This is a genomic window from Corynebacterium sp. (assembly GCF_030152825.1).
In the GTDB taxonomy this organism is placed as follows: domain Bacteria; phylum Actinomycetota; class Actinomycetes; order Mycobacteriales; family Mycobacteriaceae; genus Corynebacterium.
This window is the reverse complement of the sequence record NZ_JASLIP010000067.1, coordinates 22,780-37,855: the sequence shown is the minus strand read 5'-3', so window position 1 is coordinate 37,855 and position 15,076 is coordinate 22,780. Positions and strand designations below refer to the sequence as shown.

Annotated in this window: 12 protein-coding genes; 8 read left to right on the top strand and 4 right to left on the bottom strand. The window is 66.3% G+C overall.

Features of this window, described 5'->3' with window-relative positions; genetic code table 11:
- Positions 1–1,359 (top strand): RIP metalloprotease (locus Q1V78_RS07595; protein WP_300613258.1); only part of this gene is annotated, 1,359 nt, incomplete at its 5' end.
- A 127-nt stretch (positions 1,360–1,486) separates the two neighbouring features.
- The gene (ispG, locus tag Q1V78_RS07590) at positions 1,487–2,647 is read left to right on the top strand and encodes a flavodoxin-dependent (E)-4-hydroxy-3-methylbut-2-enyl-diphosphate synthase (RefSeq protein ID WP_148820403.1); all 1,161 of its coding nucleotides are present in this window, start codon (positions 1,487–1,489) and stop codon (positions 2,645–2,647) included.
- A gap of 71 nt (positions 2,648–2,718) precedes the next feature.
- Here the strand turns inward: ispG and Q1V78_RS07585 are convergent, their stop codons facing one another.
- Together Q1V78_RS07585 and Q1V78_RS07580 are read right to left on the bottom strand one after the other, a co-directional pair.
- Positions 2,719–3,492, bottom strand: coding sequence for an ABC transporter ATP-binding protein (locus Q1V78_RS07585; protein ID WP_300613254.1), 774 nt, complete (start codon positions 3,490–3,492; stop codon positions 2,719–2,721).
- A 51-nt stretch (positions 3,493–3,543) separates the two neighbouring features.
- The gene (locus Q1V78_RS07580) at positions 3,544–4,551 is read right to left on the bottom strand and encodes an ABC transporter permease (RefSeq protein WP_300613252.1); all 1,008 of its coding nucleotides are present in this window, start codon (positions 4,549–4,551) and stop codon (positions 3,544–3,546) included.
- A gap of 115 nt (positions 4,552–4,666) precedes the next feature.
- Between Q1V78_RS07580 and Q1V78_RS07575 the strand changes: the two genes are divergently transcribed.
- Genes Q1V78_RS07575 through map form a run of 4 tightly spaced genes read left to right on the top strand, consistent with a single transcriptional unit; the run spans position 4,667 to position 9,608 of the window.
- Positions 4,667–5,998, top strand: a complete 1,332-nt coding sequence (locus tag Q1V78_RS07575) for a sensor histidine kinase (RefSeq protein ID WP_300613250.1) — start codon at positions 4,667–4,669, stop codon at positions 5,996–5,998.
- Between the two features lie 50 nt (positions 5,999–6,048).
- Positions 6,049–6,699, top strand: coding sequence for a response regulator transcription factor (locus Q1V78_RS07570; protein WP_300613263.1), 651 nt, complete (start codon positions 6,049–6,051; stop codon positions 6,697–6,699).
- Between the two features lie 54 nt (positions 6,700–6,753).
- On the top strand, positions 6,754–8,703 hold the full coding sequence (locus tag Q1V78_RS07565; protein WP_300613248.1) for a penicillin-binding transpeptidase domain-containing protein: 1,950 nt from the start codon (positions 6,754–6,756) through the stop codon (positions 8,701–8,703).
- Positions 8,704–8,741: 38 nt separating this feature from the next.
- Positions 8,742–9,608 carry a type I methionyl aminopeptidase gene (gene map / locus Q1V78_RS07560; protein WP_300613246.1) on the top strand — a complete coding sequence of 289 codons (867 nt, stop codon included), beginning with the start codon at positions 8,742–8,744 and terminating at the stop codon, positions 9,606–9,608.
- Between the two features lie 56 nt (positions 9,609–9,664).
- Here map and mtr read toward each other — a convergent pair whose 3' ends face one another.
- Entirely contained in the window at positions 9,665–11,092 is a 1,428-nt protein-coding gene (gene mtr / locus Q1V78_RS07555; protein ID WP_300613244.1) for a mycothione reductase, read from the bottom strand.
- A 57-nt stretch (positions 11,093–11,149) separates the two neighbouring features.
- A complete protein-coding gene (locus Q1V78_RS07550; protein WP_300613242.1) occupies positions 11,150–12,310 on the bottom strand; it encodes an alpha/beta hydrolase in 1,161 nt (386 codons plus the stop codon).
- 123 nt (positions 12,311–12,433) lie between these two features.
- Between Q1V78_RS07550 and mqo the strand changes: the two genes are divergently transcribed.
- Together mqo and cobA are read left to right on the top strand one after the other, a co-directional pair.
- Positions 12,434–13,921 carry a malate dehydrogenase (quinone) gene (gene mqo / locus Q1V78_RS07545; protein WP_300613240.1) on the top strand — a complete coding sequence of 496 codons (1,488 nt, stop codon included), beginning with the start codon at positions 12,434–12,436 and terminating at the stop codon, positions 13,919–13,921.
- 116 nt (positions 13,922–14,037) lie between these two features.
- A complete protein-coding gene (cobA, locus tag Q1V78_RS07540) occupies positions 14,038–15,075 on the top strand; it encodes a uroporphyrinogen-III C-methyltransferase (protein WP_300613238.1) in 1,038 nt (345 codons plus the stop codon).
- Position 15,076: the final 1 nt, after the last annotated feature.

Here is a 15,076-nt window from a genome sequence, read left to right as displayed (position 1 = left end):
ATCAGCATTGCGCTGCATGAGGCGGGGCACATGTTCGCCGCCCGCGCCTTCGGCATGCGGGTGCGCCGATACTTCATTGGCTTCGGACCGACCCTGTGGTCGACCGCGCCGAGGGAGAAGGGACGTGCAGCTGCCGCCGCGGGAACAGCCGACGTCGACGTCGACGTTGCTAACGTCCCGGCGAATCCGGCTCCGCTGATGGCGGAGACGGAGGTTGCTACCGACCCGACCGGTGGCGTGCCGCAAACCGAGTACGGGATCAAGGCGATCCCGCTCGGCGGCTTCTGCGAGATCGCCGGCATGACCCCGCTGGACGAGCTCAGCGAGGAAGAAAAGCCCCACGCGATGTACCGCAAGCCCTGGTGGCAGCGGGTCATCGTGCTCTCCGGCGGCATCGCCGTCAATGTGCTTGTCGCTCTGATCGTGCTCTATTCGGTGGCGAATATCTGGGGCCTGCCCGACCACAAGGCGGATATCCGCACCACCGTGCAGTCCACCCAGTGCGCCCCTCCGACCCAGGGGGCAGACGGCACGCTGGCGGCCTGCACGGGCGACGGCCCCGCAGCCGCTGCGGGCATCAAGCCAGGGGACACCATCACCGATGTGGATGGCCAGGAGGTGCCCACCTTCCCGGACTTCACCAAGGCCATTGACCGACTCGTCTCGGAGAACGCGGCTGGCGCCGCGGGCGGTGAGTCACAAACGCAGGGCCGCGAACTCAGCGTGGGCGATACCCTCCCCGTGCCGATGCGCGTGCAACACACCGATGGCACGGACGAGGTCAAGCAGGTCGACGTCGACATCGTCGAACGGCGCAACCAGGATGGCTCCACGAGGCTGGCCGGTGCGATTGGCATCACGATCAAGCCGCCGGGCAACGTCGAATACAACCCGGCAACCGCGGTGGGCGGAACCTTCTCCTTCACCGGCTACATGGTCTCCGAGACGGCCAAGGGGTTGGTCGCGCTGCCTGCGAAGGTGCCAGGAGTGGTCGCGGCGATCTTCGGAGCCGAGCGCGCGGATGATTCCCCCATGAGCGTGGTGGGCGCTTCCCGCATCGGCGGGGAGCTGGTCCAACACGAGCAGTGGCGTTCTTTCCTCATGATGTTGGCTAGCCTGAACCTCTTCTTGGCTGCCTTCAACCTGGTACCGCTGCCACCGCTCGATGGCGGGCACATCGCGGTGGCTATCTACGAGCGCATTCGCGATGGGCTGCGCCGCTGCCGCGGTAAGGAGCCGGGCCAGCCGGTGGACCACCGCAAGCTGCTGCCACTGACCTACGGTGTGGCGCTGCTGCTGATGGTCTTTGGCGCCATCGTCATCGTCGCGGACGTGATCAACCCCGTGCGGCTGTTCTAGTTGCAACCCAGTCCGCACCGCACCAGCGGGGGCGTTGCCCGCTGGCGCCGGAGCGGTATTAGGCTGGGAGGGGCACGCTGCTTGATCCGCAGCACTGTATTTTCTTCGAAAGGGGCTAGAGACCTTCATGTCCGGCATTTCTCTGGGAATCCCAGATGGACCTCCACCCACGCTCGCGCCGCGCCGGAAGACCCGCCAGCTGATGGTCGGCGACGTGGGAGTCGGCAGTGAGCACCCGATCTCGGTGCAGTCGATGACGACCACGAAGACGCACGACATCAATGCGACGCTGCAGCAGATCGCCCAGCTGACCGCGTCGGGTTGCGACATCGTTCGCGTGGCCTGCCCGAAGCCTCGCGATGCCGAGGCTCTGCCGATCATTGCCAAGAAGTCCCCGATCCCGGTGATCGCTGACATTCACTTCCAGCCACGTTATATCTTCCAGGCCATCGACGCTGGGTGCGCCGCGGTGCGTGTCAACCCGGGCAATATCAAGGAATTCGACGGCCGCGTCAAGGAGGTCGCCAAGGCCGCTGGGGACGCAGGCATTCCGATCCGTATCGGTGTCAACGGCGGATCCCTGGATAAGCGCCTGCTCGAAAAGTACGGCAAGGCCACCCCCGAGGCATTGGTGGAGTCCGCCATCTGGGAGGCCGGCCTGTTCGAGGAACACGGCTTCGGCGACATCGCAATCTCCGTGAAGCACTCCGACCCGGTCGTGATGGTTGAGGCCTACCGCCAGCTGGCGGCGAAGACGGACTACCCGCTGCACCTTGGCGTGACCGAGGCGGGCCCGGCTTTCCAGGGCACCATCAAGTCTTCCGTGGCCTTCGGTGCGCTGCTCTCCCAGGGCATCGGCGACACGATCCGCGTGTCCTTGTCTGCGGACCCGGTGGAGGAGATCAAGGTCGGCGACCAGATTCTGCAGTCGCTGAACCTGCGCCCCCGCAAGCTGGAGATTGTTTCCTGCCCGTCCTGTGGTCGCGCCCAGGTGGACGTCTACACCCTGGCCGAGGAGGTCACCGCCGGCCTGGAGGGCATGGAGTTCCCGCTGCGCGTGGCTGTCATGGGCTGCGTGGTCAACGGTCCGGGCGAGGCTCGGGACGCCGACCTTGGCGTGGCGTCCGGCAACGGCAAGGGACAGATCTTCGTCAAGGGTGAGGTCATCAAGACCGTGCCCGAGGACCAGATCGTCGAGACTCTCATCGAGGAGGCCCACCGCATCGCCGAGGAGCAGGGCATGGAGGCCGTGGAGGGCGCTTCCGCCGAGGTGAAGGTCACCCGCTAGGGTTCTTTCCCTGTTATGACGACGATCGGCCCGGCCTGCACGCGCAGGCCGGGCCGAAGTCTTATCCGGGTTTAGCGGCTCTCGGTGATCTCGCCGTCCACGAGAGTCACCACGCGGTCCAGGGTGGCCAGCTGATCTTGGTCGTGGGAGACATACAGGGTGGCCGCGTCGGACTCCCGAGCCATCCGTCGAATCAGCTCGGTGACCTGGGTCGCTGTGGTGGTATCCAGTGCCGCGGTGGGCTCGTCGACGAGCAGGAGCTGTGGGGAGTTCATGAGAGCGCGGGCGAGGTTGACCCGGGCCTGCTGCCCGCCGGAGAGCTCGCCGACCTTGCGCTGCCGCAGGCCACCCAGACCCACAGCATCCAGCAGCTCGTCGGCGCGCTGGGAGGCAGCCTGCTTGGCCTTGCGCTGCAGGGGCCACGGGGAGCCGAGGTGCAGCATCGCCATGAGCTGATCCTTGACCCGCAGGGAGGGCAATAGGTTCGGCTGTTGGAAGACGATGCCAATGTGGCTGCGGCGGATGCGTGCCGCCTCGCGGGCGGAGTGTCCGGTGAGCCTCAGTGTTTCGCCGGAGTCGGCCGCGGTCAATACGGCCTCGCCGCTCGTCGGCTCCTGCAGGCAGCCAGCCACGGACAGCAGGGTGGACTTGCCGGAACCAGACGGGCCGGTAATACCCACCAGCTCGCCAGGGGCGATGTGCAGGGAGATGTCATTCAGAACGCGGCGGGTTGCCGCGCCATCGGTGACCTCCAGGGTGATGGCGTCCATCGTGAGCCCGGAACCGGAGCGTGCATTGCGCTTCTGCTGCAGGGTCTGGGTGCTGTGCGAGGTTGCGGTGGTCATGGGTTTTCTCCTTGGAAGGCGTGGTTGGGGTCGATGTCGGGAGTGGGGTGCTTAGGCTGCCGCCATGGCCTCGTGTGGGGAGACCTTCAGCACGGGGCGCAGCGAGAGCGCGGAACCTGCCAGACCCGCGAGGAGCAGGATGCCAGCGGGCTGGAGCATCGTGCCAGCGGTGAGGTCGATCGGCAGGGTGCCAGCCAGGGCGATGCCGACAACGCCAGTGACCGCGAGCCCGCCGAGGATTCCCACGGCCAGGACGACCACGGCCTGGCCCAGCGAGTCGGCGATCAGCACCCGGCGGGACGCACCAAGAGCCGAGGAGATCGCCACGCCGCGCAGGCGCTGGATCGTCCACACCATGAAGAAGGCGCCGAGCACGAGGGCGGAAATCACGTACAGCAGGTTGATCATGAGGTTCAGCGAGAGCTGCTCACCGGTATAGGAGGCCGAGGCATTCCACCGGTCATCGCCGCTCAGCGCCACCGTGCTCTCGGGTGCCCCGCCCGCGGAATCGATTGCCTCGGCGTCCACGACGGCCGCCAGGGAGTTGGTGCGCAGGCTCCCAGCATCGGCGTCAGACACGAAGATCACCGGCTGGTGGTCGAAGTAGAGGTCCCGGTCCGGGCGCTCGACCTGGAAATCGCTGCCGCCCAGCGTGATGGTGCCGGGTGTGCCGGAGGCCTGGGCGAGGGCGTCGTCCTCAAACTCGGACGGAACCTGCGCAACACCGTGCGGGATATCAGGGGAGCTGAACACGGACACAGGGGTGGAGTCCACGCGCTCCCGGACGACGACGAGCAGGGAGGCGCCGTAGTCCTCGCGCAGCGTGTCGATCTGGGATTCGCTGAGGCGGGAGGAGGATAGCGACGCGGTGCCGGAGTCCTCGAGGACCAGCACCTGATCGTCGCTCAGGCGCTCCTGGAGCGCGGACACCGACTGATATTTCAGACCCGCGGCGAGGGAAGCCAGGAAGGTCACCATCACGGTGATCATGGCGACCGTCAGGGTGATCAGCGCAGTGCGGCTTGGGGCGGAACGGAGCTCTTTAAGACCTTGAAACATACTTCTATGCTCGCCGGGCGCGGCGAGTAATACATCGGCTGTGGGGGTGGACTTTGACTCATACGAAAGGATGAGTCGGCCCAAAGCCCCAGGCCGTGGGGGGTAGGGTGGAGGCGTGAACGAAGACCCGCGCACCCACCCAGTCACCTCGCAGCCAGCGACCCTCGACAAGCTCTCCCACGGGCTGTGGCTGGGCCTGCAGGTGCTGATGATCGGCCTGCTCATCCTCGTGGCCTGGCGGGCCACCCACCCGATGACCTGGGTCGGTCTGGGCTTGTTCTGGGTGATCTACTGCAGCCAGCGACTCGTCACCCGCTGGGTGGGCGCGCCCACCTGGTTCGCCCTGCTGGTGGGGTCGTGGGCCGTGATGTCTATCGGGCAGCTGGAGGGCGCATTCGTCGTCTTCCCGATGTTCTTCCTCGCTGTGTACGTGTTTAGCCCGCGGATCTCCGCGGTGGTGGTCGCCGCACTCACGCTCGGGGTCGTGACGATGCTGGTCGGCCACATCGGTTGGAACATCGGCGCGGTGACCGGACCGACCATCGGGGCCGCGGTCGCCTGGACCCTGGGGGTCGGGTTCCAGCTGCTGCACCGGGAAGCCACCGCCAAGGCACGTGCCCTCGATGCCCTGGTCGCGGCCCGCGAAGAAGCCCTGGCCAGCTCCCGCAAGGCGGGTGAGGCCGATGAAAGGATGCGACTGGCTGGCGACATCCACGACACCGTGGCCCAGGGACTATCCAGCATCCACATGCTGCTCACCGCCGTGGAATCCCAGCTGGAGGGAGCCAGCCCGGCTGGGGTAGGCGAGGCCGGGGGAGCGCCCGATAGCGGGGGAAAGCGGGCCGCTGCCCAACACCCCGCAGACCAGCCGAAGATCGAGGCGGTGCACCAGCGGATGCTCACCCAGGTGCGGCTGGCCAGAGCCACCGCCTCCGAGAACCTCGCCGAGACCCGCCGCATCATTGCCGCCCTGCAGCCCGCCCCACTAGAGGGAGCAGCGCTGCCCGTGGCCCTGGCACGGCTAGCCAGCTCCACCCCGCTCGGAGAGAAGCTGAGCTTCGAGACCGACGGCGCGCCCCGCCCGTTGCCCGACGAAGTGGAGGAAGGGCTGCTGCGCTGCGCCCAGTCACTCGTATCCAACGTGGTTCGCCACGCCGGGGCCGACCGTGCCAAACTCTCGCTGACCTTCCACCCGGGAGACGTCATTCTCGACGTCGTCGACAACGGCGCGGGCTTTGACCCCAGCGATGCCATCGACCGCGGAGCTACCGGCGGCAGCCTCGGCCTCTCCGGCGTCTACCGTCGCGTCGAGACGCTCGGCGGCGAGATGACCATCGAGTCCGCCCCCGGAGAGGGAACCGGCATCTCGATCACGGTGCCCACGACCGGATACGATCGGGTCGATGGCGCCGGGTCGAACACGCGCCGGGAAGGTGAGACACAGTGAACCACGCAGCACAGGCCCCTGGTCGGGGAGCCCAGGGTGGGCTGAACATCATGATCGTGGATGACCACCCCGTCGTCCGCGTGGGGCTGCAGGCACTCATCGAAACTGCCGAGGACGCTGCGGGCATCGACGTCGTCGCCTCCATCGCCGACCCGGACGAGGCCGTGGTCCAGGTCCGGGAACTCCAGGGGACCGAGCAGGAGATCGACGTGGTGCTCATGGACCTGCGTTTCGGGGAAGGCCCGGCTGGCACCGAGCTGGCGGGTGGGGTGCGCGCCACCCAGGCGATCCGCGCGATCCCCGACGGCCCCCAGGTGCTCGTGGTGACGAACTACTCCACCGACCAGGACGTCGTCGGTGCGGTTTCCGCAGGTGCGGTCGGTTACCTGCTCAAGGACGCCCCACCGTCCGAGGTGCTGGACGGCATTCGACGCGCCGCCCGTGGCGAGTCCGTCATGGCCCCGGAGATCATGGGAAAACTCATGGGCCAGATGACAAACCCGACCGAAGCACTGACCCCTCGGGAGCTCGAGGTGCTGGCACTGGTCGGCGAAGGAAAATCCAACCGGGACATTGCCCGCCAGCTCGTCCTCACCGAGGCCACCGTGAAAAGCCACCTCTCGCACGTCTTCCGCAAGCTGGGCGCCAATAATCGCACCTCGGCGGTGGCCGTGGCCCGCCAGCGGGGGATCATCGCCTAGCGGCCCCTGTGGGCACCACTCCCAGCTTAAGCAGGGTGAAAATTCGGCTGTGTCATGCCGGTGAACAGCACAAATGCGGTGCTAACGTACACGGTTATGAGTCGGATTATCCTCGCCTTCCTGTGCGCCCTGGGGGTTACCGTGGCCGCCACCGGGTGCACCCCGCGCCCGGATGTGGCGGATGACGCCGCGGCGGAGTTCCTGGAACGGCTGGCCGAACGCAACGAGCCGGAGACCATCACGGACAAGTCGGACACCGCGGCCAAGGAGATCGACAACACCTGGACCAAGCTGCAGGCCGAGGGGCTCGATGCGCAGCTTAAGGACGTGCGCACCCAGGACAACGTCGCGACCGCCAGCTACCGCATGGATTGGCAGCTGCCGGGGGAGCGACGTTTCGCCTACGACTCCCAGATGACGCTCACCAAGTCCAAGGGCGACTGGGTGGTCCGCTGGCAGCCCACGGTTCTGCACCCGCGCCTGGGGGCCAATCAGCACCTGGAGCTGCGCACCGTGGCGGCCGAGACCGCGAGCGTGGTGGGCTCCGACGGTGCCGTGTTGATGAAGCCGGGGAAGAAGTGGCGCATTTTCCTCAACGCAGACAAGGCCCGTGACCCCCGGGCTGCGGCCGAGCGCATCGCAGCCGAGGTTAGCACCCTGGGCGGGGAGAACGCGCCGGCCATCGACGCGGAGAAGGTCGCAGCGGAGGCCAAGAAGGTCGACGGCGACTACTCGGTCGCCATGGTGGAGGACAAGCTGGGGCAGCGGCTGCGTAGTGTGCTGCGGGACGTGCCCGGGGTCCGCCTCAACGATGAATCCGCGCTGGTCCGCCCGGACCCAAACTTTGCGCCGGACATCTTGAGTCGCGTGAACGCGGTCGTCGGGGAGGAGTTGCAGGGCACCGACGGGTGGAAGGTCATCGTCTCCACCGCCGAGGGCAACGAGGTCACGGAGCTGGAGAAGCACGAGGCGAAGGAAGCCCCGTCGGTGCAGGTCAGCCTCTCCAAGAAGGTGCAGGACGCCGCCCAGCGGGCCGTGGACACCCGGGCGGATAGCCAGACGATGATGGTCGTCATGCGGCCGTCGACGGGCGAGGTGCTCGCGGTCGCACAGAGTGCGAAGGCCGATGAGCACGGCGACCTCGCGCTGCAGGGCCAGTACCCGCCGGGTTCGACGTTCAAGATCATCACCGCCTACGCAGGCCTGGAGAAGCAGAACCTCACGCCAGATTCGATCGTGGGCTGCCCGGGTGCCCAGGACATCGGCGGGCGTGTCGTTACGAACTACAACGGCTCCGGCTTCGGCGACGGGCCACTTCGCCAGGCCTTCGCCCGCTCCTGCAATACGACGTTTGCGGATATCTCCACCAAGCTCAAGCCCGGCGAGTTGAAGGCCACGAGCGCGCAGTTCGGCCTGGGTGTGGACTTCAAGATTCCGGGCCTGGACACCTTCACCGGCTCGGTGCCCACCGGCGAGGTCATGCTGGACCGCACCGAGGCCGGTTACGGCCAGGGCCACGACCTGGTCAGCCCCTTCGGCATGGCGCTGGTATCGGCCACCGCGGCGGCGGGGAAGATGCCGACCCCGTACCTCATCACCTCCCACAAGCCGAAGCCAGGTACCCAGCCGAAGGGCACCGAACAGAAGGCCACTGGGAACAAGGGCAGCACCGATAAGGACAAGAAGGCCCCGGCCGGGCCTCAGCCGCTCGATAAGAAGAGGATCGCTGAGCTGCAGGCGATGATGCAGGACGTGGTGACCAACGGCACCGCGGCCGGGCTCGACCGCTACGGCGACGTCCGCGGCAAGACCGGTGAGGCGGAGATCAACGACGGCTCGCACGCCTGGTTCACCGGATACCGCGGCGACCTCGCCTTCGCGACCCTCATCGTCCGCGGCGGCGGCAGTGAGCACGCCACCGCGGTGACCGGGGAGTTCTTCAAGCACCTGGACGCCCCGGCCGCGCCGCGCGAGGACGAGCTGACCCCAGCCGCTGAGGGCTAAGGACCTGTGCCGCTGGCCGGGGAGTACCATCGGGCACTATGACCAGAGCAGCACTTTCCCCAGGTAAGCCAACCCCGATCCGCACCGTGCCAGCCCACATTGAGCGGCCGGAATACGCGTGGAAGGCCGAGGTCCAGGAAAACATTGGCGAGGCCTGGATCCAAGATCCAGAAACCATCGAGAAAATGCGCGAAGCCTCCCGCATCGCCGCTGATGCGCTCCAGGAGGCTGGCAAGGCCGTCCGTCCAGGGGTGACCACCGACGAGGTTGACCGCGTGGCGCACGAGTACATGTGCGACCACGGGGCCTACCCGTCTACCCTGGGCTACCGAGATTTCCCGAAGTCCACCTGCGTGAGCCTCAACGAGATCATCTGCCACGGCATCCCCGACACGACGGTGATCGAGGACGGGGACATCGTCAACATCGACGTCACCGCCTACAAGAACGGCGTGCACGGGGACACGAACGCGACCTTCCTCGCCGGGGACGTCAGCGAAGAGCACCGCCTCCTCGTCGAGCGCACCGAGGCCGCCATGTGGCGCGGCATCAAGGCCGTCAAGCCCGGCCGCGAGATCAACGTCATTGGCCGCGTGATCGAGTCCTACGCTAAGCGCTTCGGCTACAATGTGGTCCGTGACTTCACCGGCCACGGTGTGGGTCCCACCTTCCACAATGGCCTGATCGTCCTGCACTACGACAACCCGAGCAACCAGACGCTGCTGGAGCCGGGCATGACCCTGACCATCGAGCCGATGATCAACCTGGGTGGGCTGGACTACGAGATCTGGGATGACGACTGGACCGTCCAGACCAGCGACCGTCAGTGGACCGCCCAGTTCGAGCACACCCTCGTCGTCACCGAGGAGGGCTACGAGGTCCTCACCCTGCCGAGCGAGGACTAGCTCTGGGCTAGACCAGGTATCCCGGCTCGGCCGGGGGCATAGACCGGGACTAGGGGCTAGTCGAACTCCAGGCCGAGCAGAGCATTTTCCACCAGCTCGGTCAGCGCCGGGTGCGGCCAGTACTGCTCGGTGGCGAAGCGGCGGGCATCGATGCCGAAGGCCATCGTGGTGACGAAGCTCTGAATCAGCGTGCTGGCCTCCGGCCCCATGATGTGCGCGCCCAGGATTTCGCCGGTCTTGCGGTCGGCGATCACCTTGCAGAAACCGGTGGTGTCCTCCATCGCCCAGCCGTAGGCCACATCCGCGTAGCGCTGCACCTTCACCGTCAGCTCCCGGCCCGTGTCCTTGGCTTCGTCCTCTGTCATCCCCACCACCGCGATTTGCGGGTGGGTGAACACGCCACTGGGGACGGCGTGGTAGTCGTTGGCGCGCAGGTCCTCGGGGTGGGAGAGGTTGTGTTGGACGACCTTCGCCTCCTGGTTCGCGACGTGCTTGAGATCGAAGTCGTTGGAGGCATCGCCCAGCGCCCATACCCCCTCGGCCGTGGTGCGGCCGAACTCGTCGACCTTGATCTTCCCGTTCTCCTTCTTTTCGACGCCAGCAGCCTCGAGTGCCAGCGTGTCCGCGTTGCTAATGCGCCCCTGGGCGGCGAGGATCTCGTCGGCGACGAGCACCGTTCCGTCGTCGAGGGTGAGCTCCACCTGTCCGTTGTCGGTCTCGCGCGCCGAGCGCGGTTCCACCCCGAGGTGGGTATCCCACTGCTCACGGGCTTGTAGGGTGAAGGCCTCGGAGATCTCGGCGTCCAGCTTGCGCAGGAGCCGCTCACTGCGGTTCACGACCGTGACCTTGGTGCCGAGGGCGTCGAAGATCGCGGCGAACTCGACCGCGACGATGCCACCACCCAGGATGATCAGTGACTCGGGCTGGGTGTCCAGACGCATGATGTCCTCGTTGGTGCGGTAGCGCACGCCGGAGTCTGCGAGGACGGGGTGGATCCACGGGCGGGTGCCGGTGGCCAGCACCACGTCCTTGCCGCGGATGACCGGCGCGTCCGCGCCGTCGCCGATCCGCAGCGTTCGGGGAGCGACGAAGGACGCAGCCTCTCCGTGGAAGAGGGTGATATTCGGGGTTTCGTCCCCGGCGCGGTAGGCGGCACCGCCCTCAGCGATGGGGTCGATGCGGTCGCCGAAGACGCGCTGCTGAATGCCTTTCCAGTCCACGTGCTCCAGCGAGCCGGTGAGGCTGAGCTTGCCGGCGGTGCGGAAGGAGCGCGCAACGTCGGCGGTGTGGACGAACATCTTCGTCGGGATGCAACCGACGTTGATGCAGGTGCCACCAAAGACACCCTTTTCGACGATAGCGATGGTCTTCTCATCGTTGATCGGGGCCGGGATCGTGTTCCCTGACCCGGTGCCAACGATGATGATGTCGAAGTCCTGGATCTCTCCCGGCGCGGTGTTCTGCTCGGCATTCATGTTCTTCATGCCTGCCAGCATAGGCGCGACGATCGGGCGGCGGCCACGGGCCAGTCTCGCTGCCGGTTAGTTGCCGGCGATGCCCTGGGAAGCCAGCCAGTCGGCGGTCGCATTCAGGGCTCGATGGCGCACCGCTGGGCGGGAGAGGAAGACATCGTGGGTGGCGTCCGTGATGACCTCGATGTGTGCATGAGGGGAGACCTTCGGCGCGGTCTGCCACATCTGCTCCGGCTTGAGGATCGGGTCATTGAGGTAGGTAGCTTCCGTGAGCCCGCGCCCGAAGTAGTGGCCGTCGCTGGTGAGCACCAGGGTCGGCAGGCCGGTGTCGCAGCGGCCCGCCTCGAGCTCCGCGATCTGGCGGACCACACCGGCCATCCAGCTGACGTACTTCTTGCGTGGCTCGATGGGCTTGAGCTCAAGGTCGTAGTCCCATTCGCCCGCGTAATCGGCGTGCAGTGAGTGCCCATAGGAAGGGTTGATTCCCTCCGGCAGGGGAATGTGCGGGGCGACCTTGGCGAGCTGCGGGAAGACCCGTTTGATTACGAAGCCCACGAGGCCGTCGAACTGGATGCCGTACCAGGGGGAGTTGCCGACGACGGCGCCGAGCATGCCGTGCAGCCCGGCCTCCGCGCCGGAAGGATCGCGCTGAGCGGCAGCGTTGAGGCGGCCGGCCCAGGTGGTGACGTCCAGCCCGCCGGTGGAGTGTCCCACCGGAACGACGGTCGGGTGGGCAGTACCGATGAGCCCCAGCGCGATGGAGAGGTCCTCGTCATAGATTGCCTGGCTGGTGACGTGGTGCCAGGTCTGGCCTTCCCGCCAAGCCCGGCCGCACTTGCGCATGTCGATGGCGTAGACCGCGTAGCCGGCCTCGTGGAAGAAGCGGGCCACGTGGTCCTGGAAGAAGTAATCCGTCATCCCGTGGACGAAGAGTAGGGCGGGACGCGCGTAAAACTTGAGAGCCTGGTCTGAGCCTTCAGTCGCGGCGGGCGACCCGCCAGCGTCGGCGGGTGAGTAGCGGACGAGGGCGAAACGCACCGGGGTCTCGCCGTCAGGATCGTCGCCCATCTCGACGTAGTGGACCCCGAATCCCGGCCCCAGAAGATCCGGCCCGAAGGTCAGTTCTGCGACGCTCGCGCCTCGCGCATCGGTGAGGACATCGGCCAGTTGCCGGGAGGAGGTGTTGTTACCCTGGACCGGGGCGTTATTCATAGCTGTGGAATCATTCATCGGGATCGATCATATTCAACTTTTCAGGGGTATAAGGGCAGGCTTGAATATGGATCGAAAAGGCACAGGCGTATGGTTGAAGAAGCGTGAAAAAGCTTTCTTCCGTGAAGGATTGAGGAAACCGTGGCAACGAATAGTTCTCAAAACGATACCGTCGACGTCCTGCTGGTTGGCGCCGGCGTAATCTCCACCACCCTGTCTGTGATGCTGAAGCAGCTGCAGCCGGAATGGAGCCAGCTGATTCTCGAGCGCCTGGACACCCCGGCCGCCGAGTCTTCTGACCCGTGGAACAACGCAGGCACCGGCCACTCCGCGCTGTGCGAGCTGAACTACACGCCGGAGGTCAACGGCAAGATCGACGTCTCCAAGGCTGTCGGTGTCAACGAGAAGTTCCAGGTCTCCCGCCAGTTCTGGTCCCACCTCGTGGAGAACGACATCCTGGGCGAGCCGTCTGAGTGGATCAACCGGGTTCCGCACGTCTCCTTTGCGCAGGGCATGGATCAGGTGGACTACCTGAAGGCTCGCTACGAGGCCCTGAAGGATAACCCGCTGTTCCCGAATATGAAGTTCTCGGACTCGGAGACGAAGTTCCGCGAGTTCCTGCCGCTGATGGCGGAGGGCCGCGACTTCAACACCCCGACCGCGATTTCCTGGTTCGAGGAGGGCACCGACATTAATTACGGTGCGCTGACCCGCCAGTACGTCGACGCCCTGACCGCTGAGGGCGTCGAGGTGCGTTACGGCAGCGAGGTTGTCAATCTCAAGCGCGACGGCGCGAAGTGGAAGGTCTCCGTCAAGAACCGCCACACCGGCGACACCTCCGTCGTCACCGCCAACTTCGTCTTCGTCGGCGCCGGCGGCATGGCGCTGCCGCTGCTGCAGAAGGCCGGCATCCCGGAGATCAAGGGCTACGGTGGCTTCCCGGTCTCCGGCCAGTGGCTGCGCTGCACCAATGAGGAGCTCATCGAGAAGCACGCAGCGAAGGTCTACGGTAAGGCCTCTGTCGGTGCCCCGCCGATGTCTGTGCCACACCTCGACACTCGCGTGATCGACGGCAAGAAGGGCCTGCTCTTTGGCCCATACGCCGGCTGGACCCCGAAGTTCCTGAAGTCCGGTTCCTTCCTGGACCTGTTCAAGTCGCTGCGTCCGGGCAACCTGCCGTCCATGATCGGTGTTGGCCTGCAGGAGTTCGGCCTGACCAAGTACCTGGTCGAGGAGCTGCTGAAGGACCAGACCGCGAAGATGGAGTCCCTGCGCGAGTACATGCCGGAGGCCAAGGACGAGGACTGGGAGCTGGTCATCGCAGGTCAGCGTGTCCAGGTCATCAAGCCGATCGGCGCCCCGAAGTTCGGCTCCCTGGAGTTCGGTACAACCCTGATCAACTCCAACGACGGCAGCATCGCCGGCCTGATGGGCGCCTCGCCGGGCGCTTCCATCGCCCCGGCTGCCATGCTCGAGGTGCTGGAGCGCTGCTTCGGTGGCCGCATGGCTGAGTGGGCTCCGAAGCTGCGCGAGATGATCCCGTCCTACGGCCAGCGCCTGGTGAAGAACGAGGCCCTGTTCCAGGAGCAGTGGGATCGCTCCCAGAAGGCGCTGAAGCTGGCTAAGTAGCTTCCGCTGCCCGCAGGCCGCCCGCCCGCCCGAGAGGACTGTCCTCGGGTCGGGCGGTTTTGCGCTGTTGGTGGGGGCTTGAGATTCTAGACCGATCGGTCTACTATGCTGTGCTTATGAGTATTTCTCTGCGCAACGTCCACGTCCTCGTCCCGGCCGGTAGTCCCGATGCCGCGCTCGTCGCCCAGCGCTGCAGCGACGCAGGCGCCATCGTCACCACCTGCGCTGCCGGAGCGGCGTCGGAGATTGACTGGGCTACCACCGCCCTCGTCGTGCTCCCGGCGGAGACCCCGGGGGCGGCGGAACTGATCGCAGCAGCTGAGCAGCACGGCGTGCCGGTCAATAACCTCGGGGGCGGGACTGGGGAAGCGCAGAATGCGGGAGATAGGGATCACGAGCGCCCCAAAGCGGGGACCGTGACGCTGGTGGGCGGCGGCCCCGGCGGCGAGGGCTTGATCACCGTCGCAGGGAAGCGAGCTATCGAGGGTGCCGACATCATCTTCGCCGACCACCTGGGCCCCTTCAGCCTTGCCGAGGAGGCCGCCGAGCGCGGGGTGGAACTCGTGGACGTCTCCAAGATCCCCTATGGCAAGCAGGTCGCTCAGGAGAAGACCAACGAGATGCTCATCGAGGCTGCTCAACAGGGCAAGAGGGTGGTGCGCCTGAAGGGCGGGGATCCCTTCATCTTCGGCCGCGGGCTTGAGGAGGCCGAAGCCTGCGCGGCCGCTGGCGTGCCGGTATCAGTGATCCCAGGGGTCACGAGCGCGACCTCCGCGCCAGCGCTGGCCGGCGTATCGCTGACCCACCGCGGCTGGGTGCACGACATCACGATTGTCTCCGGGCACGTGTCTCCGGGCCACGAGAAGTCGCTCGTGAACTGGGAGGCGTTGGCTGGGCTGACTGGCACGCTGCTGCTGATCATGGCCGTGAAAAACGCCGGGGCGATCGCGGCTGAGCTCATCGCCAAGGGACGCGACCGCGAGCAGGCAGTGACGATCATCGAGTCGGCCTCCATCGATGGCGAGCGGGTCAAGGAAACCACCCTTGGGTCCCTGGGGGAAACGATCGAGGCAGAAGGAATCAAGCCGCCGGCGATCATCGTGATCGGCCGGGTCAACGAGCGCCGGATCAAGGGCTTGGCCGCGGCTTTCTAGC

Coding starts and splice junctions, on each gene's coding strand:
- ispG (WP_148820403.1), top strand. CDS start 1,487: ATGTCCGGCATTTCTCTGGGAATCCCAGATGGACCTCCACCCACGCTC.
- Q1V78_RS07585 (WP_300613254.1), bottom strand. CDS start 3,492: ATGACCACCGCAACCTCGCACAGCACCCAGACCCTGCAGCAGAAGCGC.
- Q1V78_RS07580 (WP_300613252.1), bottom strand. CDS start 4,551: ATGTTTCAAGGTCTTAAAGAGCTCCGTTCCGCCCCAAGCCGCACTGCG.
- Q1V78_RS07570 (WP_300613263.1), top strand. CDS start 6,049: ATGATCGTGGATGACCACCCCGTCGTCCGCGTGGGGCTGCAGGCACTC.
- Q1V78_RS07565 (WP_300613248.1), top strand. CDS start 6,754: ATGCCGGTGAACAGCACAAATGCGGTGCTAACGTACACGGTTATGAGT.
- map (WP_300613246.1), top strand. CDS start 8,742: ATGACCAGAGCAGCACTTTCCCCAGGTAAGCCAACCCCGATCCGCACC.
- mtr (WP_300613244.1), bottom strand. CDS start 11,092: ATGAAGAACATGAATGCCGAGCAGAACACCGCGCCGGGAGAGATCCAG.
- Q1V78_RS07550 (WP_300613242.1), bottom strand. CDS start 12,310: ATGAATGATTCCACAGCTATGAATAACGCCCCGGTCCAGGGTAACAAC.
- cobA (WP_300613238.1), top strand. CDS start 14,038: ATGAGTATTTCTCTGCGCAACGTCCACGTCCTCGTCCCGGCCGGTAGT.